The organism is Curtobacterium sp. MCLR17_007, from assembly GCF_003234655.2.
Taxonomy (GTDB): Bacteria; Actinomycetota; Actinomycetes; order Actinomycetales; family Microbacteriaceae; genus Curtobacterium.
In genome coordinates this window covers 1,708,932-1,730,575 of the sequence record NZ_CP126271.1, presented here as the reverse complement: position 1 = coordinate 1,730,575, position 21,644 = coordinate 1,708,932, and the positions used below count along the sequence as shown (strand labels likewise).

At 70.7% G+C, this 21,644-nt stretch carries 18 protein-coding genes; 7 read left to right on the top strand and 11 right to left on the bottom strand.

Features of this window, described 5'->3' with window-relative positions; genetic code table 11:
* Positions 1-40: 40 nt before the first annotated feature.
* The 3 genes from DEJ13_RS08215 to dut form a co-directional block, all read right to left on the bottom strand.
* Positions 41-844: a DUF3159 domain-containing protein gene (locus tag DEJ13_RS08215; protein WP_056125030.1), complete on the bottom strand. Its 804-nt coding sequence runs from the start codon at positions 842-844 to the stop codon at positions 41-43.
* Between the two features lie 29 nt (positions 845-873).
* Positions 874-1,530, bottom strand: coding sequence for a DUF3710 domain-containing protein (locus DEJ13_RS08210; protein WP_082518203.1), 657 nt, complete (start codon positions 1,528-1,530; stop codon positions 874-876).
* A 62-nt stretch (positions 1,531-1,592) separates the two neighbouring features.
* Positions 1,593-2,057, bottom strand: a complete 465-nt coding sequence (gene dut, locus DEJ13_RS08205) for a dUTP diphosphatase (protein WP_056125035.1) — start codon at positions 2,055-2,057, stop codon at positions 1,593-1,595.
* 65 nt (positions 2,058-2,122) lie between these two features.
* Between dut and DEJ13_RS08200 the strand changes: the two genes are divergently transcribed.
* Positions 2,123-2,554, top strand: coding sequence for a DUF3093 domain-containing protein (locus DEJ13_RS08200; protein WP_056125038.1), 432 nt, complete (start codon positions 2,123-2,125; stop codon positions 2,552-2,554).
* Positions 2,555-2,822: 268 nt separating this feature from the next.
* On the opposite strand, the gene DEJ13_RS08195 is transcribed toward DEJ13_RS08200, so the two are convergent.
* Positions 2,823-3,122: a DUF4193 domain-containing protein gene (locus DEJ13_RS08195; RefSeq protein ID WP_031263038.1), complete on the bottom strand. Its 300-nt coding sequence runs from the start codon at positions 3,120-3,122 to the stop codon at positions 2,823-2,825.
* Positions 3,123-3,372: 250 nt separating this feature from the next.
* On the opposite strand from DEJ13_RS08195, the gene sepH reads away from it, so the two are divergent.
* Positions 3,373-4,398, top strand: a complete 1,026-nt coding sequence (gene sepH / locus DEJ13_RS08190) for a septation protein SepH (protein ID WP_111107356.1) — start codon at positions 3,373-3,375, stop codon at positions 4,396-4,398.
* 175 nt (positions 4,399-4,573) lie between these two features.
* Here sepH and DEJ13_RS08185 read toward each other — a convergent pair whose 3' ends face one another.
* Positions 4,574-5,725 carry an alkaline phosphatase family protein gene (locus tag DEJ13_RS08185; protein ID WP_111107357.1) on the bottom strand — a complete coding sequence of 384 codons (1,152 nt, stop codon included), beginning with the start codon at positions 5,723-5,725 and terminating at the stop codon, positions 4,574-4,576.
* Positions 5,726-5,769: 44 nt separating this feature from the next.
* Here DEJ13_RS08185 and DEJ13_RS08180 point away from each other — a divergent pair, with 44 nt between their 5' ends.
* Complete coding sequence (locus tag DEJ13_RS08180; protein WP_111107358.1) at positions 5,770-8,256, top strand: DNA gyrase/topoisomerase IV subunit A; 2,487 nt, start codon at positions 5,770-5,772, stop codon at positions 8,254-8,256.
* Between the two features lie 147 nt (positions 8,257-8,403).
* On the opposite strand, the gene DEJ13_RS08175 is transcribed toward DEJ13_RS08180, so the two are convergent.
* Entirely contained in the window at positions 8,404-10,530 is a 2,127-nt protein-coding gene (locus tag DEJ13_RS08175; protein ID WP_111107359.1) for a DNA gyrase/topoisomerase IV subunit B, read from the bottom strand.
* Positions 10,531-10,729: 199 nt separating this feature from the next.
* On the opposite strand from DEJ13_RS08175, the gene DEJ13_RS08170 reads away from it, so the two are divergent.
* The gene (locus DEJ13_RS08170) at positions 10,730-10,954 is read left to right on the top strand and encodes a DUF7455 domain-containing protein (RefSeq protein WP_056125057.1); all 225 of its coding nucleotides are present in this window, start codon (positions 10,730-10,732) and stop codon (positions 10,952-10,954) included.
* Between the two features lie 107 nt (positions 10,955-11,061).
* Here the strand turns inward: DEJ13_RS08170 and DEJ13_RS08165 are convergent, their stop codons facing one another.
* The 5 genes from DEJ13_RS08165 to DEJ13_RS08145 all read right to left on the bottom strand — a co-directional run bounded on the left by DEJ13_RS08165 (position 11,062) and on the right by DEJ13_RS08145 (position 16,929).
* A complete protein-coding gene (locus DEJ13_RS08165) occupies positions 11,062-11,835 on the bottom strand; it encodes a glutamine amidotransferase (protein WP_111107360.1) in 774 nt (257 codons plus the stop codon).
* The gene (locus tag DEJ13_RS08160; protein ID WP_111107361.1) at positions 11,832-13,091 is read right to left on the bottom strand and encodes a MurT ligase domain-containing protein; all 1,260 of its coding nucleotides are present in this window, start codon (positions 13,089-13,091) and stop codon (positions 11,832-11,834) included. The genes DEJ13_RS08165 and DEJ13_RS08160 overlap by 4 nt, the downstream gene beginning before the upstream one ends.
* A 7-nt stretch (positions 13,092-13,098) precedes the next feature.
* Entirely contained in the window at positions 13,099-14,382 is a 1,284-nt protein-coding gene (locus tag DEJ13_RS08155) for an RNA polymerase sigma factor (RefSeq protein WP_082518113.1), read from the bottom strand.
* A gap of 195 nt (positions 14,383-14,577) precedes the next feature.
* Positions 14,578-15,903 carry an MFS transporter gene (locus tag DEJ13_RS08150; RefSeq protein WP_056125068.1) on the bottom strand — a complete coding sequence of 442 codons (1,326 nt, stop codon included), beginning with the start codon at positions 15,901-15,903 and terminating at the stop codon, positions 14,578-14,580.
* Between the two features lie 93 nt (positions 15,904-15,996).
* A complete protein-coding gene (locus tag DEJ13_RS08145; protein ID WP_111107362.1) occupies positions 15,997-16,929 on the bottom strand; it encodes a proteasome assembly chaperone family protein in 933 nt (310 codons plus the stop codon).
* A gap of 76 nt (positions 16,930-17,005) precedes the next feature.
* Here DEJ13_RS08145 and DEJ13_RS08140 point away from each other — a divergent pair, with 76 nt between their 5' ends.
* From DEJ13_RS08140 to sucB, 3 genes are all read left to right on the top strand, one after another.
* Positions 17,006-18,487: a leucyl aminopeptidase gene (locus tag DEJ13_RS08140; RefSeq protein WP_111107363.1), complete on the top strand. Its 1,482-nt coding sequence runs from the start codon at positions 17,006-17,008 to the stop codon at positions 18,485-18,487.
* Between the two features lie 169 nt (positions 18,488-18,656).
* Positions 18,657-20,030: a dihydrolipoyl dehydrogenase gene (gene lpdA / locus DEJ13_RS08135; RefSeq protein ID WP_111107364.1), complete on the top strand. Its 1,374-nt coding sequence runs from the start codon at positions 18,657-18,659 to the stop codon at positions 20,028-20,030.
* A 64-nt stretch (positions 20,031-20,094) separates the two neighbouring features.
* On the top strand, positions 20,095-21,618 hold the full coding sequence (gene sucB / locus DEJ13_RS08130) for a 2-oxoglutarate dehydrogenase, E2 component, dihydrolipoamide succinyltransferase (protein ID WP_056125076.1): 1,524 nt from the start codon (positions 20,095-20,097) through the stop codon (positions 21,616-21,618).
* Positions 21,619-21,644: the final 26 nt, after the last annotated feature.

The following is a 21,644-nucleotide window of genomic DNA, read 5'->3' as shown; positions in this document are numbered from 1 at the left end:
GTGGACCGCCCGGGGAAACTGTCTTGATGTCGAGAGAACTCTACACCGCGGCAGCGTCGTCGGCGGTCTCCTCGCGGTGGAACACGGTGCGGACGAGCAGCCACGTCACCCAGAGCAGGGCGGCGTACAGCGGCACCCCGGTGATGAGCTTGATGCCGGCGAGCAGTTCGACCTGCGCGGTCAGGTACAGCGGGATCTCGATGACCAGGCGGACCGCGAACAGACCGACCCACATCCACGTGGCGACGGTCAGCACGCGCCGCTTCGCCCGGTCCGCACGCCAGTCCTGGTGGCTGCCGTCGGCGTTCGGCGGCAGCAGGAACCCGACGATGACGCCGATCAACGGTCGGCGCACCGCGAGCGACACCAGCAGTCCGACCAGACACGCGACGTTGATGAGGATGCCCGGGATGAAGTTGCTCTCGGCCTTGCCCGTGATGAGCGCGAGCCCCGCCGAGATCGCGACGCCGAGGATCCCGGCGAAGGACATCGCCAGCGACTGCCGCTGCACGAGTCGGACGACCACGAACACGAACCCGACGGCGACCGGGATCAGCACGCTCGGGACGAGCTCCTTCGTGACCGCGTAGACCACCAGGAAGGCGAACCCGGGCAGCACCGACTCGGCGATGCCGCGCGCGCCGCCGATCGCCGTCACCAGGGCCTGACCCGTCGGGGCCTCGCCCGGAGCCACCTGGCCGATGCCGGCCTTGCGGGCGGCGTCGCGCAGCTGCGCGTTCAGGGAGACGGGTGCCTCGCGCTCGTCGCGGAGCGGATCCGACGTGCCGGGCGCGCCGTGGGACGCGCCCGTCTCGGGGTCAGCAGGGTCGGGACGGTCCGGCACCGGGCCTCCAGGAGGTGTCGTCGAGCGGGTCAGATGGCCGACTGCGTCGACTTCGGCATGTGCAGCGGGATCAGGTCGCGGGGCGGCATCGGCGTGCCGCCGCGCACCACGACGACGCTGCGGAAGAGCTCTTCGATCTCGTCGGCGTCGTCCGGCTGCTCGGCGGCCTTGCCGGCGATGACACCGCGCAGGAACCAGCGCGGTCCGTCGACGCCGATGAAACGCGCCGGACGTTCGCCGGCGACACCGCCGTCACCGTCGACCATGACGGGGACGGAAGCACGGAGCTCGGGTCCGAACGGCCCGTCGACCTCGGTCACGGAGCCGCCCTGCCGCTCGATCTGCTCGGCGATCTGCGCGCGGATCTCGTGCCACAGGCCCGTGGAACGCGGTGCGGCGAACGGCTGGACCTGCAGCGTGGACTCGTCGTAGTCGAGCCCGACCGCGACGACGCGCTGCGAACCCTCCTCGACCTCGAGGCGCAGGTGCAGCCCCTCGCGCGGCAGGATCTTGACGCCACCCAGGTCGACGTAGGGACGGACCGGGTTGGCCTCGGTCTCGTCGAGCGGGCCCACTTCCTCGCGGTCGGCCGGCGCGGACTTGCCCGTGGGCGCCACTGCCACGACCTCGTCGAGGCCGGCGTCGGCCTGGTCCGCGATGTCGACCTCGGGAGAGGTCTCCGCCATCTCGACGTCGCCGGTGACCTGCTCGGCCACCTCGACCTCGTCACGCTTGCGTCGCCCGATCCTCATCGCTGCGTTCCTTCCTGCTCGTTCGTGACACCGTAGCCCGACGAGCCGAACCCGCCCCGACCACGGACGCTGTCCGGCAGGGTGTCGACCCGGGTGAAGACCGCCTGGGCCACCGGCATGACGATCATCTGCGCGATCCGGTCACCGACCTGCACCGCGTAGGGGGTGGTCGCGTCGGTGTTCAGCAGCGCGACCTTGACCTCGCCGCGGTAGCCGCTGTCGACGGTGCCGGGCGCGTTGACGATCGTGATGCCGTGCTTGGCGGCGAGTCCGCTGCGCGGGACGACGAACGCGGCGTGCCCCTCGGGCAGCGCGATCGACACTCCGGTCCCGACCAGGCGGCGCTCGCCCGGCGCGAGCTCGAAGGCCTCGGTGGAGACGAGGTCCGCACCGGCGTCCCCGGGGTGGGCGTAGCCGGGAGGGTTCTCCCCGGTCCAGAGCACGTCGACTGGTTCGGTCACGTGTCGAGGGTAGTGCAGACCGTGATCGTTCCGTGACCTCAGCCGAGTCGTGGTCGAATGGTCTCGTGACCCTGTACCGCGAACGCCTCTGGGCGCCGCCGAGCCTGTACCTGGCGACGGCGCTCGTCATCCCCGCGAGCCTGCTCGTGTTCCTGCCGATCAGCATCGTGACGGGGATCATCGTCGCGGTGCTGATGGAGGTCGCCGTGCTCGTGCTGCTGTGGGTGCTCGCGCCCGTGGTCGAGGTGACGGACACCGAGTTCCGCGCGGGTCGGGCGCACCTGCCGCGCGGACTCGTCGGGGACGTCGCAGCGTTCGGCGGCGCAGAGGCGACGACCCAGCGCGGGCCGAAGCTCGACGCCCGCGCGTGGACGCTCTTCCGCGGGTACGTCCAGGGGGTCGTGCGCGTCGAGGTCAGCGACGAGGCCGACCCGACGCCGTACTGGTTGGTCAGTGTGCGGCGGCCCGACAAGGTCGTGCAGGCGCTGCAGTCCTGACGGACAGCCCGATCGGTCGGGTCGACCGGTCGGGTCGAGGGGTCGGGTCGGGTCGGCCGGTCGGGTCGTCGTGATCCGTCGAGATCCCAGAATTCTGGCATCTCGACGCCCAGAACCGGTCGATCGTGAGACCTCACCGGAACTGAGCGGCGAGTCTTGCCCCCGCGCCAGTTGCGTCACCGCGCCAGCCCGCCACCGCGCCACGACACGAACGGGAGGCGCCCTGCCAGCTGGCAGGGCGCCTCCCGTTCGTGATTCCGTGCGTGCCCTAGAGCGCTGCGCACTCCGCGCAGACCGGGCCGAGCTTCGACTCGTGGTCGAGCTGTGAGCGGTGCTTCACGAGGAAGCACTCGACACAGGTGAACTCGTCGACCTGCGGGGGGAGCACCACGACGTCGAGGTCGACGTCGCTGAGGTCCTGTCCGGCGAGCTCGAAGCTGCCGGGGTTGTCTGAGTCGTCGTCGACGACCCCCGACATCTTGTCGGGCACGCGCTCCTTGAGGGCCTCGATCGACTCAGAATCAGAGTTGTCGTCGGTCTTCCGGGGGGCGTCGTAATCGGTGGCCATGCCCATCCATTTCTCGTATCGAGAGGTCGTCGCCGGAGATCGGCGGCGACAGTATGCAACACGCGCCACCCCGATGCAAACTGAGCGTCGGGTGGCTCGTCTGGGCGTGCAACCGGCCGGTGGTGCGGTCCATTCCCGCAGTCCCGGAAACGTGCGCGGCACGCCCGTGCGCCTCCCCGGGATCGGCCCTCGCGCGCTGCATACTTCCCGGGTACGACGCACGACCACGTGACGCTCGGAAGGCGGAACCATGCAAGACGTGAGAGTCATCGGAGTGGAATCCGGGGCACTCCTGCTCGCGACCGACGGCGGCAGCGAGTTCCGCTTGCCCGTCACCTCGGCACTGCCGGGACAGGTCCGGCAGGCGAACCCCGACGGCACACCGCAGAAGCGCGTGTCCCCGAAGGACGTCCAGGCACGGATCCGTGGCGGTGCCGACGCAGCCGACGTCGCGGCAGCCCTCGACGTCGACGTCGAGTACGTCCGCCGCTTCGAGGGCCCCGTGCTCGCCGAGCGCGCCTTCATCCTCGACGCCGCACGCCGCGTGTCCGTCACGCCCACCGACGACGCGGCACCCGACACGTTCGGCGAGGCGATCACCACCCGGCTCGAGGCGGGCGAGGCATCGTCCGTCGACTGGTCGAGCTGGAAGCACGTGGAGAACGGCTGGACCGTCCAGGTCCGCTACACGGCCACCGAGGTCGAGCACGACGCCCAGTGGCGTTTCGACCCGAAGACGTCGACGCTCACGCCCGAGAACGGCGACGCCCACCGCCTGTCCCACACCGAGGACGACGGCATCGCGCCCCGGTTGCGCGCCGTGGAACCGACCCAGCAGGACACCGACGGCACCCGCTTCGACTCCGGCGCCTTCCGCGTCGACGAGCCCGACGAGGACGTCACCAACCCCGACGTCGCCGAGCGTGCGCCGCTCCGTCCGCCGCTCCCCCGCATCGGCTCCGCCCAGATCGAGGAGCGTGCCCCCGGCAACGAGACCGCTGACCTGCTCGAGGCCCTCCGCCGTCGCCGCGGTGAGCGCGAGTCGGTCGCCTTCGCCGAGCAGCCCCAGGACGAGTCGCGCAGCACGGTGAGCGTCGTCGACATCCCCCTGCAGGGCTTCGAGGACACCGCGGACACCGGGCCGCAGCCGGACGGGCGCCCGTCGTCCGCGCCGGACGCCGAGGCGCGTCAGGAGCGCAAGAAGCGCTCGCGCCGCTCGATGCCGAGCTGGGACGAGATCGTGTTCGGCACGCGCCCCGACGACGACATGGCCTGACGCACACCCGCACCCGCGCGCGCCGCCACAAGGCGACGGCATGGCCTGACGCAGACCCGGCACCCGCGCGCGCCGCCACAAGGCGACGACATAGCCTGCGCCAGGCACACGGGAGGCCCGCCCCGCCCCGGTCGCGCATGACGCGTGACCGGGGCGGTCGCGTTCCACCCCCGGGTCAGGTGGCGAAGGCGCCGGCCAGGCGCAGGGGCACGCCGACCTCGTCGTCCGTCAGCGCCCCGTGCTGGCCGATCATCCGCTTCGGGTCCTTGCGCGGGTCGAGCTGCCGGTCGTCGTTGAACGCCCACGACCCCCGCGCCACGACCAGGACGTCCCCGATCCGCGGCAGCACGTCGTCGGTCACCGCACCGAACCACCCGGCGGACACGGCCTCGTCGCGGCTCGCCACGATCGCCCGCTTGCCGACCGAGGCACGCCAGGCGTCGACGAGCGCGGGCACGTCGGTACCCGGCGCCACCGTCAGCTGTCGGCAGCGCGGGTCGCCCGCGACGCCGACCACGTCGACGAGCAGCTCCGGGTCCATCGCGACGTTCGCGTCGTCCGGCACGTCGAGCACGCCGTGGTCCGCCGTGACGAGGACCCCGACGTCCGGTGCCACGCGTGCGTCGAGCCGGGCGAGTTCACCGTCGAGCAGTTCGAGGGCCGCGGTCCACCGGTCGGACTGCCACCCGTGCTTGTGCCCGATCGAGTCGAGTTCCGGCACGTAGAGGTAGACCAGGCTGCGGCCGCCCACGGTCTCGGCGATCGCGGCGTCGACCCGCTCGGGGATCGAGTCCGCCCCGACGTACCGTGCGCCGCCGAGCACGTTCGCCGTCATCCCCGACGAGCGGTACCGCGCCGGCCCGACCACGACGGGGTCGACCCCGAGCGTCGCCGCCGCCGTGAACAGCGTGGTCGAACGCAGCCACCCGGCCGGGACCTCGTCGTCCCACCCGCTGAGCAGGTTCATCACCGCACCGGTGTCCGGGTTCCAGCCGCTGTAACCGACGACCCCGTGGGTGCCGGGCGACCGACCGGTCGTGAGCGTCGACAGTGCCGCGGCGGTCGTCGTCGGGAAGCCGCTCCGCAGCCGCCGCTTGGTGGCGGCGAGGAACCGGGCGTGTCCGGAGCGCGCGCTCAGCGCGTTGGCCCCCAGGCCGTCGACCAGCACGACGATCGCGGAACGGGCGGGGCGGAGAGCGATCCGGGCCTCCAGGCCGTTGGTGCGCAACCACGTGTCGTCCGCGGCGCCGAGCGCGACGAGGCAACTCGGGAGGACGTCGGCGAGGTTCGCGGTGTCGTCGGGTGTCGTCGGTACGCTGGTTGCCATCCCCATGAGTCTCCCAGATCACACTGGGGTTGCAGGAAGGTGCCATGGCACGCACGGACGCAGTCGGCCTCCCCGACGGTGAGCGCATCGAGGACGTCGACGTCTCCGAGGAGATGCAGGGCTCCTTCCTCGAGTACGCGTACTCCGTCATCTACTCGCGGGCGCTCCCCGACGCCCGTGACGGCCTGAAGCCCGTGCAGCGGCGCATCCTGTACCAGATGGCCGAGATGGGCCTGCGCCCCGACCGGGGTCACGTCAAGAGCGCCCGCGTCACCGGCGAGGTCATGGGCAAGCTGCACCCGCACGGCGACGGCGCGATCTACGACGCCCTGGTCCGCCTGGCACAGCCGTTCACCATGCGTGTGCCGCTCATCGACGGGCACGGCAACTTCGGCTCGCTCGACGACGGGCCCGCCGCCGCGCGGTACACCGAGGCGCGTCTGGCCGAGCCGTCGATGGCGATGACCGAGGGCCTCGGCGAAGACGTCGTCGACTTCGTCCCGAACTACGACAACCAGATCATGCAGCCCGGCGTGCTGCCCGCCGCGTTCCCGAACCTGCTCGTCAACGGCGCCTCGGGCATCGCGGTCGGCATGGCGACGAACATGGCGCCGCACAACCTCGGCGAGGTGGTCGAGGCTGCCAAGCACCTGCTCATGAACCCAGGGGCCTCGCTCGAGGAACTGATGGAGTACGTGCCGGGCCCCGACCTGCCCTCGGGCGGCACGATCGTCGGGCTGTCCGGCGTGCGGGACGCCTACGCCACGGGTCGCGGCACGTTCCGCACGCGGGCCAAGGTCGCGGTGGAGAACCTCACCCCCCGCAAGACCGGTCTGGTCGTCACCGAGCTGCCGTACCTGGTCGGGCCCGAGCGGGTCATCGAGAAGATCAAGGACGGCGTCCAGGCCAAGAAGCTCGTCGGGATCTCCGACGTCAACGACCTGACCGACCGCAACCACGGGCTCCGGCTGGTCATCGGCATCAAGTCCGGCTTCAACGCCACCGCCGTGCTCGAGCAGCTTTACAAGCACACGCCCCTCGAAGAGGGCTTCGGCATCAACAACGTCGCCCTGGTCGGCGGGTCGCCCCGGACCCTGGGGCTGCGCGAGCTGCTCGACGTCTACGTGCAGCACCGGCTCTCCGTCGTCACGCGGCGGTCGGAGTACCGCCTGGCTCGGCGTCGTGAGCGGCTGCACCTGGTCGAGGGGCTGCTGGTCGCGATCCTCGACATCGACGAGGTCATCGAGGTCATCCGGTCCTCGGACGACTCCGAAGCGGCACGCACCCGACTGCAGGACGTCTTCGACCTGTCCGAAGTGCAGGCCGAGTACATCCTCGAGCTGCGACTCCGCCGCCTGACCAAGTTCTCGCGCCTCGAGCTCGAGGGCGAGCGCGACCAGCTGCTCGCCGACATCGCGGCGCTCGAGGAGCTGCTGGCGTCCGACGAGCGCCTGCGCGCGCAGGTCGCCCTCGAGCTCACCGAGGTGTCGGACAAGTTCGCGACCCCGCGTCGCACCCTGCTGACCGAGGCCGACGCACCCGTGCGCGGCGGCAAGAAGGCCGTCGTCGACCCGGAGTCCCTGCAGGTCGCCGACGCCCCGTGCCGTGTGCTGCTCTCCACCACGGGCCGGATCATCCGCGTCGACGTCGCACCGTCCGAACTCGATGTGGTCCGGGTGCCGAAGCGCTCGAAGCACGACGCGGTCCTGTCCTCGGTCCTCAGCACCGTGCGCGGGCAGGTCGGCGCGCTGACGGCCACCGGACGCATCGTGCGGTTCTCCCCCGTCGACGTCCCGGCGGTCCCTCCGGCGGCGGTCCGTCTCGACGCCGGCGTGCGCATCAACGACTACGTGGGCATCCCACGGTCGGAAGCGGTCGTCGCCGTCGTCGACCTCGGTGCGGCCGCCGAGCACTCGCTTGCGATCGGCACGGCGCAGGGCGTCGTCAAGCGCGTGGTCCCCGGGGCCTGGCCGGACAAGCCCGAGTTCCCCGCGATCGGCCTGAAGCCCGGCGACCGGGTCATCGGCGCCGCGCAGTCCCCCGAGAGCGACGACCTGGTGTTCGTCACCTCGAACGCCCAACTGCTGCGCTTCGGTGCGGCCGCCGTCCGCCCGCAGGGGCTCCCGGCGGGTGGTGTCGCCGGTGTCGCGCTGGCGTCCGGCGCGTCCGTGATCTGGTTCGGCGCGGTCACCCCGTCCGAGGACGCGGTCGTCGCCACCGTGTCCACGTCCTCGTCGGCGCTGCCCGGCACCGAGACCGGCCGCGCCAAGGTGTCGTCCCTCGCCGAGTTCCCCGCGAAGGGCCGCGCGACCCAGGGGGTCCGGGCGCACGCGTTCCTCAAGGGCGAGGACGGCCTGACGGTCGCGTGGGCGGGCATCGCGCCGCCCCACGCCGTCGGTGCCGATGGTGCAGCCCGCACCCTGCCGGACTGGATGTCGAAGCGCGACGGGTCCGGCAGCCCGCTCGACGCCGAGGTCGCGACGATCGGCGGGAGTGCCGCCGCGCTGGACGGCACGCGCGGCGAGGCGTAGCGCCCGGGCTGTCGCTGTCTGCTCCACACACCCCGCTCTGCTCCGGACGCCGCTGTCCCCGGCGGCGTCTCGGGATCGCAGCGGCGCCTCGGGATCGCAGCGGCGCCTCGGGAGCGCGGTGGCGCCTCGGCAGGGCTGGCCGGCGCGTCAGACGTCGATGCGGTCGCGGTCCAGGCCCTCGCCGGCCAGGATGAACTCCTTGCGCGGCGCGACGTCGTTGCCCATGAGCAGCTCGAAGACCTTCGCGGCACCCTCGGCATCGCTGACGTTGACCCGGCGCAGCGTGCGGTGCGTGCGGTCCATCGTGGTCTCCGCCAGCTGGTCCGCGTCCATCTCGCCGAGGCCCTTGTACCGCTGGATCGGCTCCTGGTACTTCTTGCCCGACTTCACGAGCTTCTTGAGCAGCGTCTGGAGTTCCTGTTCGGAGTACGTGTACAGCGTGTCGTTCGGCTTGCCCCGGTTCACCACGACGACCCGGTGCAGCGGCGGGACCGCGGCGAACACGCGCCCCTGCTCGATCATCGGTCGCATGTACCGGAAGAACAGGGTCAGCAGCAGCGTGCGGATGTGGGCACCGTCGACGTCGGCGTCCGACATGATGATGACCTTGCCGTACCGGGCCTGGTCGAGCTCGAACGTCCGACCCGAGCCCGCGCCGATGACCTGGATGATCGACGCGCACTCGGCGTTGCCGAGCATGTCCGACACCGACGCCTTCTGCACGTTGAGGATCTTGCCGCGGATGGGCAGCAGCGCCTGGTACTCGCTGTTGCGCGCGAGCTTGGCGGTGCCGAGCGCGGAGTCACCCTCGACGATGAAGAGCTCTGTACCCTCGACGTCGTTCGACCGGCAGTCGGCGAGCTTCGTCGGCAACGAGGAGTTCTCGAGCGCGTTCTTGCGTCGCTGGGTCTCCTTGTGGGCACGCGCCGAGATGCGGGACTTCATCTCGGAGACGACCTTCTCGAGCAGGATCGCCGCCTGGGCCTTCTCGGTGCGCTGCGTCGAGGTGAGGATCTCGGTGAGGCGCTTCGACACGACCTGGTCGACGATCTTGCGGACCGCCGGGGTGCCGAGGACCTCTTTGGTCTGGCCCTCGAACTGCGGCTCCGGCAGCCGGACGGTCAGCACGGCGGTCATGCCGGCCAGGACGTCGTCCTTGTCGAGCTTGTCCTGGCCCACCTTGAGCTTGCGGGCGTTGGCCTCGACCTGGGTGCGGACGGCCTTCATCAGGCCGCTCTCGAACCCGGCCTGGTGGGTGCCGCCCTTCGGGGTCGCGATGATGTTCACGAAGCTGCGGAAGACGGTCTCGTAGCCGCCGCCCCACCGGAGCGCCAGGTCGACCTCGCACGAGCGCTCGACGTCGGTGGACACCATGTGCCCCTTGTCGTCGAGCATCGGGACGGTCTCGGTGAAGGTGCCGGTGCCCTGCACGCGCCAGACGTCGGTGATCGCGGTGTCCGGGGCGAGGTGCTCGACGAACTCGCCGATGCCGCCCTCGTACCGGAAGCGCTCGACGACCGGGCCGGCGACGGCGTCGGTGCCCGTGGCCTCGGCGCGCGCGGCCGCAGCCTGGATGGCCGCGGGACGCTCGTCCGTGATGGTCAGGCCGAGGCCGGGCACCAGGAACGCCGTCTGACGCGCGCGGTTCACCAGGTCGTCCATGCTGAAGGCGGCGTCCTTCGTGAAGATCTGCCGGTCCGCCCAGTAGCGGATCCGCGACCCGGTCACGCCGCGCTTGACCTTGCCGACGACACGCAGTTCGCTGCCCGAGGTGAACGGCGCGAACGGGGCGTCCGGGCCGATGCCGGCGGCGTCGTCGAAGATGCCCGGCTCGCCGCGGTGGAACGACATGGCGTAGGTCTTGCCGCCACGGTCGACCTCGACGTCGAGGCGCTCCGACAGCGCGTTCACGACCGAAGCGCCCACGCCGTGCAGCCCGCCCGACGCCGCGTAGGACCCCGAGCCGAACTTGCCGCCGGCGTGCAGTTTCGTGAAGACGACCTCGACGCCCGTCAGACCCGTCTTGGGCTCGACGTCGACCGGGATGCCGCGCGCGGTGTCGGTGACCTGGACGGAGCCGTCGCGGAAGAGCCGCACCCCGATCTCGTCACCGTGCCCGGCCAGCGCTTCGTCGACGGAGTTGTCGATGATCTCCCACAGGCAGTGCATCAGGCCCCGGGAGTCGGTCGACCCGATGTACATGCCGGGACGCTTCCGAACGGCCTCGAGTCCTTCGAGGACGGAGAGATGACGTGCGGAGTAGTCGGAGCTCACCTCCCGAGCGTACCGAGCGGCGGGGACAGACCCGTGCTGACACTCGCCTGACACCCGCTCTGGGGACGATCGATCCGCGCTCAGCGAAATGGCCCGCCACAATGCGCGGCATTCAGGCTGCACGTGTTGGAATGGGTCAACCAACCCGCAGCAGTGCGAGTTGTCACCCGCACCCCTGCGATCCGTGAGGAGCACAGCAATGACCCAGACCGTGCAGGACCTCTCCATCGACGAACTCGGCAACAACCAGCTCACGGCTGCCGACCGTTGCGACAGCTGCGGAGCGCAGGCATACATCCGCGCCACCATGGCCAGCGGCGAACTGTTCTTCTGCGCCCACCACGGCGCCGAGTTCAAGGACAAGCTCGCGGCGACCGCCATCGAGTGGCACGACGAGAGCAGCCGACTCCGCGAGTCGAAGTAGTCGCGACCCGACACAGTGATCGCGATCCGACACACAGACAGGAGGCGCGGTGCCAGCTGGCACCGCGCCTCCTGTCTGTCTGCGGCCGGGTCTGTCCGCGGTCGCGATCAGGCGATGCGCTTGAACGCCTTGTCGACGTACCGGTCGACCGTGGCCCGCGCTTCGCGCGCGTACCGGTCGATGTCGGCGGTGCGCTCGGCGTCGGGTGCGTAGTCGCGCCCGAGCCGTGCAGCCGCCGCTGCGAGCACCGCGTCGGTCAGCGCCGGGTTGAGCGGCAGGAGCGGCCCCTGGGCGTGGGTGCCGAACGAGGAGCCCGAGATCGCGCCCTCGACCGGCTGCCCGGCCTGGTTACCGCCGCCCGAGACGACGTCGGCGAACGGCGTGACGCCGCTGCCGAGTTCCATCTTCGTGGCGTGGTCCTCGAAGGCGGCCAGCCGCCTGTCGGCGCCGGGGAGCAACGGGTAGCGGGTCTCGAGCACGAAGTAGTTCACCCTGCGCTCGGCACCTCGGACGGCCCGCGCGTCGAACACGCCGAACCCCTCGACGGGCGCGCCGTCCGTCGGGACGACCTGGTTCGTGGCCAGGTCGAAGCCACCCCCGACGGCCACGACGGGCACACCGGCTGCGGCGAACTCACGGAGCGCACCACCGATGCGGGTCACGTCGGGCCCGAGGGAGCGCATCGCGCTGAGCGGTCCGTTGCCCACCACGACGACGTCGGCCTCGGTGGGCAGCGCATCGCCGGGGGCGTACTCGAGCACCTGGGTCGCCAGGTCGGCGGCAGCCGCACGGCGGGTGAGTGCGACCACGTTGCCACGGTCCCCCGACACCCCCATCTGCCGCGGGTACACGTGCAGGATGGTCAGGCGATCGGCCGTCATGCGGTCTTCTCCAGGTCCGGGTGGCCCAGCGCCTTGCGGGCGATCATCATGATCTCGTAGTTGACGATGAAGTTCTTCGTGCCGGACGTCGTCGACCCGAGCTGCTGCATGTGCTTGATCGCCGTCTCGACGTCGGGCTCGACCCTGCCGATGCGGACGCCGGCGTGCTCGAGGGCGATCGCGATCTGCCAGGCCTTGTCGCCCGAGACGACGTCGACGTGGTCGAGCTTCGAGAAGTCGATGTCGTAGATCCACGAGATGTCCGGCGTGCCCTCGTCGATCGCCATGAGCACCTGCTCCGGGTGGTCGGGCAGGGCATCGAGGTTGAGCTGCAGGCTCGCGGCGTTCTTGAACATCGTGAACTCGGCGGACTCGCCCGCGATGGGGAGTCGCTCTCCGCGGCCGTAGGCGGGCTTCATCGTCGAGAAGGCCCGCGTGACGGCGGCCGCCTGGAACTGCGAGCCGAGCGCGGCGCTGGCCGTCGCCGTGGCCGCTGCGGCGTCGACCGCGTAGTGCAGGCCGCGTGCAGGCAGGCGCACGGCGATGTCGGCACCGGCGAACGCGATCGTGGCGGCGTCCCCCGTGTGCGCGGTCACCTCGGCGTCGATCGTCGTCGCGGTGGCGTCGGCACGGTCGAAGTCGTCGGCGTTCTGCAGGCCGTTCGGGCTGGCGGCGACGACGTCGGCACTCGCGCCGAAGCGGAGCACGCGCTGGCCGTCGACGCCGACGTAGGCGTCGAGGAACTGGTCGTCGTGGTTGGTGATGACGTTCGCCGTCGACAGCGAGGCGGTGTCGAGCATCATGGTCGCCACGCGCTCGGTCTCGAAGAAGCGGTAGAGCTGGTCCACCTGCACGTTGAGCATCGTCACCGTCGAGGGCGACAGGATGCCGGCGAGCTCGACCGCGAAGGCCTCGTCCACCTCGAGGATGCCGATGTCCGCCTTGAGCTTGCCGCCGAGCGACACCTCGGACAGCAGCGCCGACGCGATGCCCTGCGGCAGGTTCGCACCGGACGGGTTCGTGAACACCCGCAAGCCGTGTGCACGCACGATGTCGGAGATCATGTGCGTCGTCGTCGACTTGCCGTTCGACCCCAGGACGAACACGACACCGTTCGGGAACTGCTTCGTGACGTGCTGCAGGAAGTCCGGCACGAGCTTCAGCACGATGAAGCCGGGGTACGCGGACCCTCCGCCCCGGGCACGAGCCAGGGTGCGGAGGATCCGCCCGATCAGGATCGGGATGAAGAAACGCACGTGCGGCCTACTCGAGGTAGTCGCGCAGCGACTGCGACCGCGACGGGTGGCGCAGCTTCGCCATCGTCTTGGACTCGATCTGACGGATGCGCTCACGCGTCACGCCGAACGTGTCACCGATCTGGTCGAGCGTCTTCGGCTGGCCGTCACCCAGACCGAAGCGCATGCGGATGACGCCCGCCTCGCGCTCGGACAGGGAGTCGAGCAGGCTCTCGAGCTGCTTCTGCAGCATCGTGAAGCCCACCGCGTCGGCCGGCACCACTGCCTCGGTGTCCTCGATGAGGTCACCGAACTCGGAGTCGCCGTCTTCACCCAGCGGGGTGTGGAGCGAGATCGGCTCGCGGCCGTACTTCTGGACCTCGACGACCTTCTCCGGGGTCATGTCGAGTTCGCGTGCGAGCTCTTCCGGCGTGGGCTCGCGGCCCAGGTCCTGCAGCATCTGCCGCTGGACACGCGCGAGCTTGTTGATGACCTCGACCATGTGCACCGGGATGCGGATGGTGCGGGCCTGGTCGGCCATGGCGCGGGTGATCGCCTGGCGGATCCACCAGGTGGCGTAGGTCGAGAACTTGAAGCCCTTCGTGTAGTCGAACTTCTCGACCGCACGGATCAGGCCCAGGTTGCCCTCTTGGATGAGGTCGAGGAACTGCATGCCGCGGCCGGTGTAGCGCTTGGCGAGCGACACGACCAGGCGGAGGTTCGCGCCGAGCAGGTGCGACTTCGCGCGCTGACCGTCCCGCGCCACCCAGCGCAGCTCGCGCTCTTCGGGCTTCGAGAGGCCGGTCGAGTGCTGCAGCTTGTCCTCGGCGAACAGACCGGCCTCGATGCGCATCGCGAGCTCGACCTCTTGCTCGGCGTTGAGCAGTGCGACCTTGCCGATCTGCTTCAGGTAGTCCTTGACCGGGTCGGCCGTCGCACCGGTGATGGTGGTCGAGTAGACCGGTGCCTCGTCGTCGTCGGACTGCGAGATGACCAGCGCGCCGGCTGCGACGGCGTTGGCGGCCTCGACCGCAGCCGTGCGCGGCTTGTCCTCGGTGTCGTCCTCGGTGTCGTCCGTCGCGTCGACGTCGACGGGCTCGACGGGCTCGTCGTCCGCAGCGTCGTCGTCGGCTGCCTTCTTGGTCGCGGGCTTCTTGGCCGCGGCCTTCTTCGGAGCCGCCTTCTTGGCGGGGGCCTTCTTGGCCGCTGCCTTCTTCGGTGCGGCTGCGGCCTCGGTGTCCGTGGCGTCTGCCTCGGTCACCTGGTCGGTGGTGTCCTTCGTGGGATCGATCGTCGTGCTCCGGGCAGCCATGCGATCACCTCTCTCGTCATGCCACGTTGACGGGTTCGTGGCCTTCCCTCGCTGCCCAGGGCCTGCGCCGCAGTCTCCCCCGCGTCGCCGGTCCTATTCATCCGGGCAGCACTAGGACCCATGTCAAGTCCCCCGGCGAAACCGGCGCTCTGGAAGGAGCACCACTGACGGGGAACCCGATGGGTCCGTCAGTCATTATTGCACGCTCTGCTTCCGCAGGCGTGCAACGAGTGCAACCCAGAGCGGGGCCACCCGTATTCCGTCCTGGGCGTGCATCACCGCACGGGTCCGCCGTCGTGCGTGCAGGAGCATCGCCACGCCGAAGCCCACCACGACGTACTGCACGGTCAGCGCGATCCGGAAGTTCGCCCATGCGAAGACCGTCTGGCCCGTCGCGTGCGACACCGCGTCGAGCAGGGTGCCGATGCAGAACATCATCACGAAGGCCGCCAGGAACCCGCCGACGTTCACGACGCCGTTCGCCGACCCGAGCGACCCCATCGGGTTGAACGAGCGCGCGAAGTCGAACCCGATGAGCGACCCGGGACCGCCGATGCCCATCGCGACGACGAGCAGCACGAGCAACCACGTCGGCGGGTGGCCCGGCCAGAGCAGCACCGCGGTCCACACCGCGCCGAGCAGGACGACCACGCCGAGCACCAGGTTCGACCGGCGGAGCGGGAACCGTGCACACAGGATGCCGAGCAGGGGTCCGGCGACGAACCCGACCACGACGATGACGGTCAGGAAGCCCGCCGCCTCGGTCGACGAGTACCCGAGCCCGCGCAGCATCGGGACGCCCCACAGCAGGCTGAACACCGTCCCCGACGACTGCGTGACGTAGTGCGACCAGAAGCCGAGCTGCGTGCCCGGACGACGGAGTGCGTGCCCGAACGTGTGGAAGGCCGCGGCCCAGGTGTGGTCGAGCGGCAGCGGGATGGTGTCGGTCCGGACGGGGACCGGGCCGTTCCGGACGAAGACGAACGCGAGCACCAGCCCGACCGCGCTGGCCGCAGCGGCGACCGAGAAGGCGGCGGTCCAGCCCGCGGCGTGCAGCAGCAGGGCGAACGGGAACGCCGACGCCACCTGTCCGAGCTGCCCGAGGTTGCCCGTCCACTGCGAGATCTGCGGCAGGATCCTGCCGCTGAACCACATCGGCAGCAGACGGATCACCGAGATGAAGGTCATCGCGTCCCCGGCCCCGACGAGCACGCGCCCCACGATCGCGGGCCCGATCGTCGGCGACACCGCCACGACGACCTGTCCGACCGTCAGCAGCAGCGCGCCGAGCAGCACGAGTCGGCGCGGTCCGATCCGGTCGAGTGCGATGCCGACCGGGATCTGCAGTCCGGCGTAGACGGCGATCTGCACGACCGCCAGGGTGGACAGCACGGCCGCCGACACCGCGAAGCGGTCCTGGGCGTCGACACCGGAGACCCCGAGCGAGGACCGCTGGACGACCGCCAGCACGTAGGCGAGCACCGCGACGCCCCAGACGACGAAGGCACGGCGGGAGTTCACCCGACAAGGGTAGCGGCGCGGCCCCGCCGCCGAGGCGGCCCGTGGAGGACGCGTGCCGAGCGGACGACCCGTGGAGGGCCTCCCGTCCGGATCTCAGTTGTCGGAGCCGTCGCCGTCCACGCGGCGGTCCGCGAGGAACCGCTCCAGCTCCGCGGCGATCGCGTCGGCCGTCGGGACCTCGCCGTCGACGTTGGTGAGCGGCGAGGACACGGCGTTGCCCTCCATGTACGTGTCGTGCCGTTCCTCGAGCGCCGAGACGAGCCGCTGCAGCTCGCCGTTGCCGGCGACCTGCTCGTCGACCCGCGACAGGAACTCGCGGCCCTCTTCGCGTAGGGCGTCCGTCGGGAAGATCAGTCCGGTCGAGGCGGAGATCCCGGACAGCGCCGCGACGGCCGCGTCGGGGTACTCGGTGTCGGACAGGTAGTGCGGCACCAGCAGCACCAGCCCCGTCACCTGCTGCTCGAGCTCGGTGAGCCGGTGCTCGACCAGGTGCAGGACGTTGGCGGGCGCCTGGGTCTGCGGCTTCCAGACGCTCATCGACTCGATCAGGTCGGCCCGGGTGCCGGACACGGTCATGTTGATCGCGCGGGTGTGCGGCACCGGCATCGGGATCGACTGCACCCACGTGGTGTCGACGACCTGCAGCTGGGCGGCCAGGTCGGTCACCGCGCGGACGAACCGGTTCCACTGGAAGTCGGGCTCGTACCCGGACAGGAACAGGAACGGCTGGCCGAGCTCGTCGCGGACCAGGTGCAGGGCGAGGCGCGGCGGTTCGACGTCGCTGATGTGGTCGTGGTCGAAGGTGATCACCGGCCGACGCGCGCGCCAGTCGAGCAGCACGTCGGGGTCGAACTCCGCGACGAGACGGGTCTCGAGGCGTTCGGTGATCGCGGTCGTCACCTGCGCGACGGCGGAACCGGCGTCGGCGAACCCGGTCAGGCCGGCGACCAGGTGGAGGCCGGTCGGCACCGTCGGGGCGGACGCGTCGAAGGTGTAGAGGTCCTCGGGGTGGTTCACCGTCCCCATGCTAGGCGGGGCGTTCGTCCACACCTGCTGCGCAACCCACGCCGACAGCGAACAGGACGTGGGTAGGGTCGGAGGCATGGTCCGACCCACGCTCTCCACCGCCAGTTCCTCCCCCTCTTCGATCTCCGCCGACGTGCTCGTGGTCGGCGTGCGACCCGGCGCCGACGGTGGTCCCGCCTCGCTCGCAGCGCCCGCAACGGGCAGCGTCGACGCCCTCGACGTCCTCGACCTCACCGCGATCGGCGCGACGGGCGCCAAGGACCAGCTCGTCCGCATCCCCGCGACCGGCATCGACGCCACGAGCATCGCGCTGATCGGTCTGGGCTCCGGCACCGACGCCGCCGCCGTGCGCTCCGCCGCGGGCAGCGCCGTCCGTCAGCTGCCCCAGGTCGCGTCGATCGCCCTCGCGCTGCCCTCCGACACGACCGAGCTCGTCGACGCCGCACTCGAGGGCGCAGCGCTCGGCGCGTACGCCTTCACCCGGCACAAGGGCGCGGGCACGACCACGCCCGCCCGCGGCTCGCAGACCGTCACGGTGCTCGCGCCGGACTCGGTCGCTGCGGACGCGACCGTCCGTCCGGCCATCGTCGCCGACGCCGCCGCGCTCGTCCGTGACCTCGTCAACACCGCCGCTGGCGACCTCGGGCCGGCCGACGTCGCGTCCGTCGCGACGGACCTGGCCGAGGGGCTGCCGCTCACCGTCGAGGTCCTCGACGAGACCGAACTCGAGGCGCAGGGCTTCGGCGGCATCCTCGGGGTGGGCGTCGGCTCCGTCCGGCCGCCGCGCCTGGTCGTCGTCCGGTACGCGCCGGAGACCGCGACGAAGCACCTCGCGCTCGTCGGCAAGGGCATCACGTTCGACTCGGGCGGGCTCTCGCTCAAGCCGGCCGCGTCGATGCTCGGCATGAAGACGGACATGACCGGTGCCGCGACCGTGCTCGCCACCACCGTGGCCGCTGCCCGACTGGGACTCGACGTCAAGGTCACCGCATGGCTGTGCCTGGCCGAGAACATGCCGTCGGGCTCGGCGACGCGCCCCGGTGACGTCCTGACGCTGAAGAACGGCAAGACGGTGGAGGTCACGAACACCGACGCTGAGGGTCGCCTCGTCCTGGGTGACGGCCTGGTCGCCGCCACGCTCGAACAGCCCGACGCCGTCGTCGACGTCGCCACCCTGACCGGCGCCCAGGTGGTCGCACTCGGGGACCGCACGACCGGGCTCATGGGCACGGACGACCTCGTCGCGCAGATCCGCGCAGTGGCCGCGGCGGTCGCCGAGCCGATCTGGCCGATGCCCCTCCCCGAGGAACTCGACGCCCGGCTGGCCAGCGAGGTCGCCGACATGGTGAACGCCACGGTGGGCAACCCCGCCGGCGGGATGCTGCTCGCGGGCAAGTTCCTGGAGCGCTTCGTCGAGGGCGATGTCCCCTGGGCGCACCTCGACATCGCGGGCCCATCCGAGAACAAGGGCGGTGGCTACGGCTGGCTCGGCAAGGGCGCGACCGGCGTGATGGTCCGGACGCTCATCGGCCTCGCAGAAGAGCTCCAGGCGAAGTAGTAGGTTTGGTACCGGCGGGGCGGCCTTTCCAGCGCCACCCGCCGGTACGAACGGGACGGGACCGGAACCATGCGGTCCGACCGTCGGACGCCGCATCGGTGGTGTCCATGTGCGGGCCGGTGTCCACAGGACGGATCCGGCCCCGACGCGCACGAGGGAGTTGCACCAGGTGACGGAACAGACTTACGACGTCGTGGTCCTCGGAGGCGGCAGCGGCGGGTACGCCGCAGCGCTGCGGGCGGCCGAGCTCGGGATGAGCGTCGCGCTCATCGAGGGCGACAAGCTCGGCGGGACGTGCCTGCACCGCGGCTGCATCCCGACCAAGGCGCTCCTGCACGCGGCCGAGGTGGCCGACGCCACCCGCGACGCCGAGAAGTACGGCGTGATCGCGGAGTTCGCCGGTGTCGAGGTCCCGAAGGTCATCGAGTACCAGCAGGGCGTCATCAACTCCAAGTACAAGGGCCTGCAGGGGCTCATCAAGGCCCGCGGGATCACCGTGGTCGAGGGCTGGGGTCGGCTGACCTCCCAGAACACCGTGCAGGTCGGCGACCAGACCGTCACCGGCAAGAACGTGGTGCTGGCGACCGGGTCGTACTCGAAGTCCCTGCCGGGGCTCGAGCTCGGTGGCCGGGTCATCAGCTCCGAGACCGCGCTCAAGATGGACTACGTCCCGAACAAGGTCGTGATCCTGGGCGGCGGCGTGATCGGCGTCGAGTTCGCCAGCGTCTGGAAGTCCTTCGGCGCCGAGGTCACCATCGTCGAGGCGCTCCCCCACCTCATCCCCGCTGAGGACGAGTCCATGTCGAAGCAGCTCGAGCGCGCGTTCCGCAAGCGCGGCATCGAGTTCTCGCTCGGCGTGCGCTTCCAGGGCGTCGAGCAGCACGAGAACGGCGTCGTCGTGACGCTCGAGGACGGCAAGACCTTCGACGGTGACGTCCTGCTGGTGGCCGTCGGTCGCGGCCCCGTCACGCAGAACGTCGGCTACGACGAGGTCGGCGTCGCGATGGACCGCGGCTTCGTCACCACCAACGAACGCCTCGCCACGAACCTGCCGAACGTGTACGCCGTGGGCGACATCGTCCCCGGCCTGCAGCTCGCCCACCGCGGCTTCCAGCAGGGCATCTTCGTCGCCGAGGAGATCGCCGGCCTCAACCCGGTGATCATCGAGGACAAGAACATCCCGAAGGTCACGTACTCCGACCCCGAGGTCGCCTCGGTCGGACTGTCCCAGGCCAAGGCCGAAGAGCAGTACGGCGCCGACAAGATCGACATGTACGAGTACAACCTCGCTGGCAACGGCAAGAGCCACATCATCGGCACCTCGGGGGCCGTCAAGGTCGTCCGGGTGATCGACGGCCCGGTCGTCGGCGTCAGCATGATCGGCGCCCGCGTCGGCGAACTGATCGCTGAGGCCCAGCTCGCCGTGAACTGGGAAGCCCACCCCGAGGACGTGGCCCCGCTCGTCCACGCGCACCCGACGCAGAGTGAAGCCCTCGGCGAAGCCTTCCTGCACCTCGCGGGCAAGCCCCTGCACGCGCTGTGAGCACGGCAGAGCGCACCATGACATCCACCACCACGAACCACCCCTGCGAAGAGGAGTCCACCCGATGAGCGAATCCGTCAACCTCCCGGCGCTCGGCGAGAGCGTCACCGAGGGCACGGTGACCCGATGGCTGAAGAACGTCGGTGACCGGGTCGAGGTCGACGAGCCGCTGCTCGAGGTCTCCACCGACAAGGTCGACACCGAGATCCCGTCGCCGATCGCCGGCGTCGTCGAGGAGATCCTCGTCGGCGAGGACGAGACCGTCGAGGTCGGGACTCCCCTGGTCAAGATCGGTGACGGCAACGGGTCCTCCGACTCGGGTTCCGACTCGGGCGCATCCGACGCCGGCGCCGAGTCCGCGGAGTCCTCCAACGAGGCCGCTGCCGAGGACGAGGCCCCCGAGGTCGAGCCCAGCACCGAGCAGGACTCCGAGACCCCCGCACCCCAGCCGACGGAGCCCGAGCCGGCTCCCGCTGGACAGACCCAGCCCGCCGCCCCGGCAGCGCCGTCGGCACCGCCCGCAGCGTCGCCCGTGCCGCAGGCCGCTCCGGTCCCGCCGCCCGCCGCGGCTCCGGCTCCCCCGGCCGCGGTCCCCGCTCCGGCAGCCGCAGTGTCGAGCGCCCCGACCGCGTCGGCGGAGGTCCCGAAGCCGACGCAGAACGGCGCAGCGTCGGGCTACGTCACGCCGCTCGTGCGCAAGCTCGCGAACGAGCAGGGCGTCGACCTGTCGACGGTCACCGGCACCGGTGTCGGTGGGCGCATCCGGAAGGAGGACGTGCTCGCCGCCGTCCCCGCCGCTCCGGCCGCCGGCTCGTCCGACCAGGGCAGCTCGGCTCCGGCCGCGTCCGGCCCGTTCGTCGCCGAGGTGTCACCGCTCCGCGGCACGCGAGAGAAGATGACGCGTCTGCGCAAGGTCGTCGCCGAGCGCGCTGTGCAGTCGATGACGTCGACCGCACAGCTCACCAGCGTGGTCGAGGTCGACGTGACGAAGGTCGCGCAGTTCCGCGACGCACACAAGGCCGAGTTCCTCGAGAAGACCGGCTCGAAGCTCTCCTTCATGCCGTTCTTCGCCCTGGCTGCTTCGGAGGCCCTCAAGGCCCACCCGAAGATCAACTCCACGGTCGAGGGCGAGGAGATCGTCTACCCGGAGACCGAGAACGTCTCGATCGCGGTCGACACCGAGCGCGGGCTCCTCACCCCGGTGATCAAGGACGCGGCGTCGCTCGACCTGGCGCAGTTCTCGAAGTCGATCGCCGACCTGGCCGAGCGCACGCGCAACAACCAGCTGAAGCCCGACGAGCTCGCCGGCGGCACCTTCACGCTGACCAACACCGGCTCGCGCGGCGCGCTGTTCGACACCCCCGTGGTGTTCCTGCCGCAGTCGGCGATCCTCGGCACGGGCATCGTCACGAAGCGCCCGGCCGTCGTGAAGGTCGACGGTCAGGAAGCGATCGCGATCCGTTCGTTCGTCTACCTGGCGCTGTCGTACGACCACCGGATCATCGACGGTGCGGATGCGTCGCGGTACCTCGTCGCAGTGAAGAACCGCCTCGAAGAAGGCAACTTCGCCCCGAACCTCGGGTACTGACCCGCGATTCGCCCGGACTGCACGGT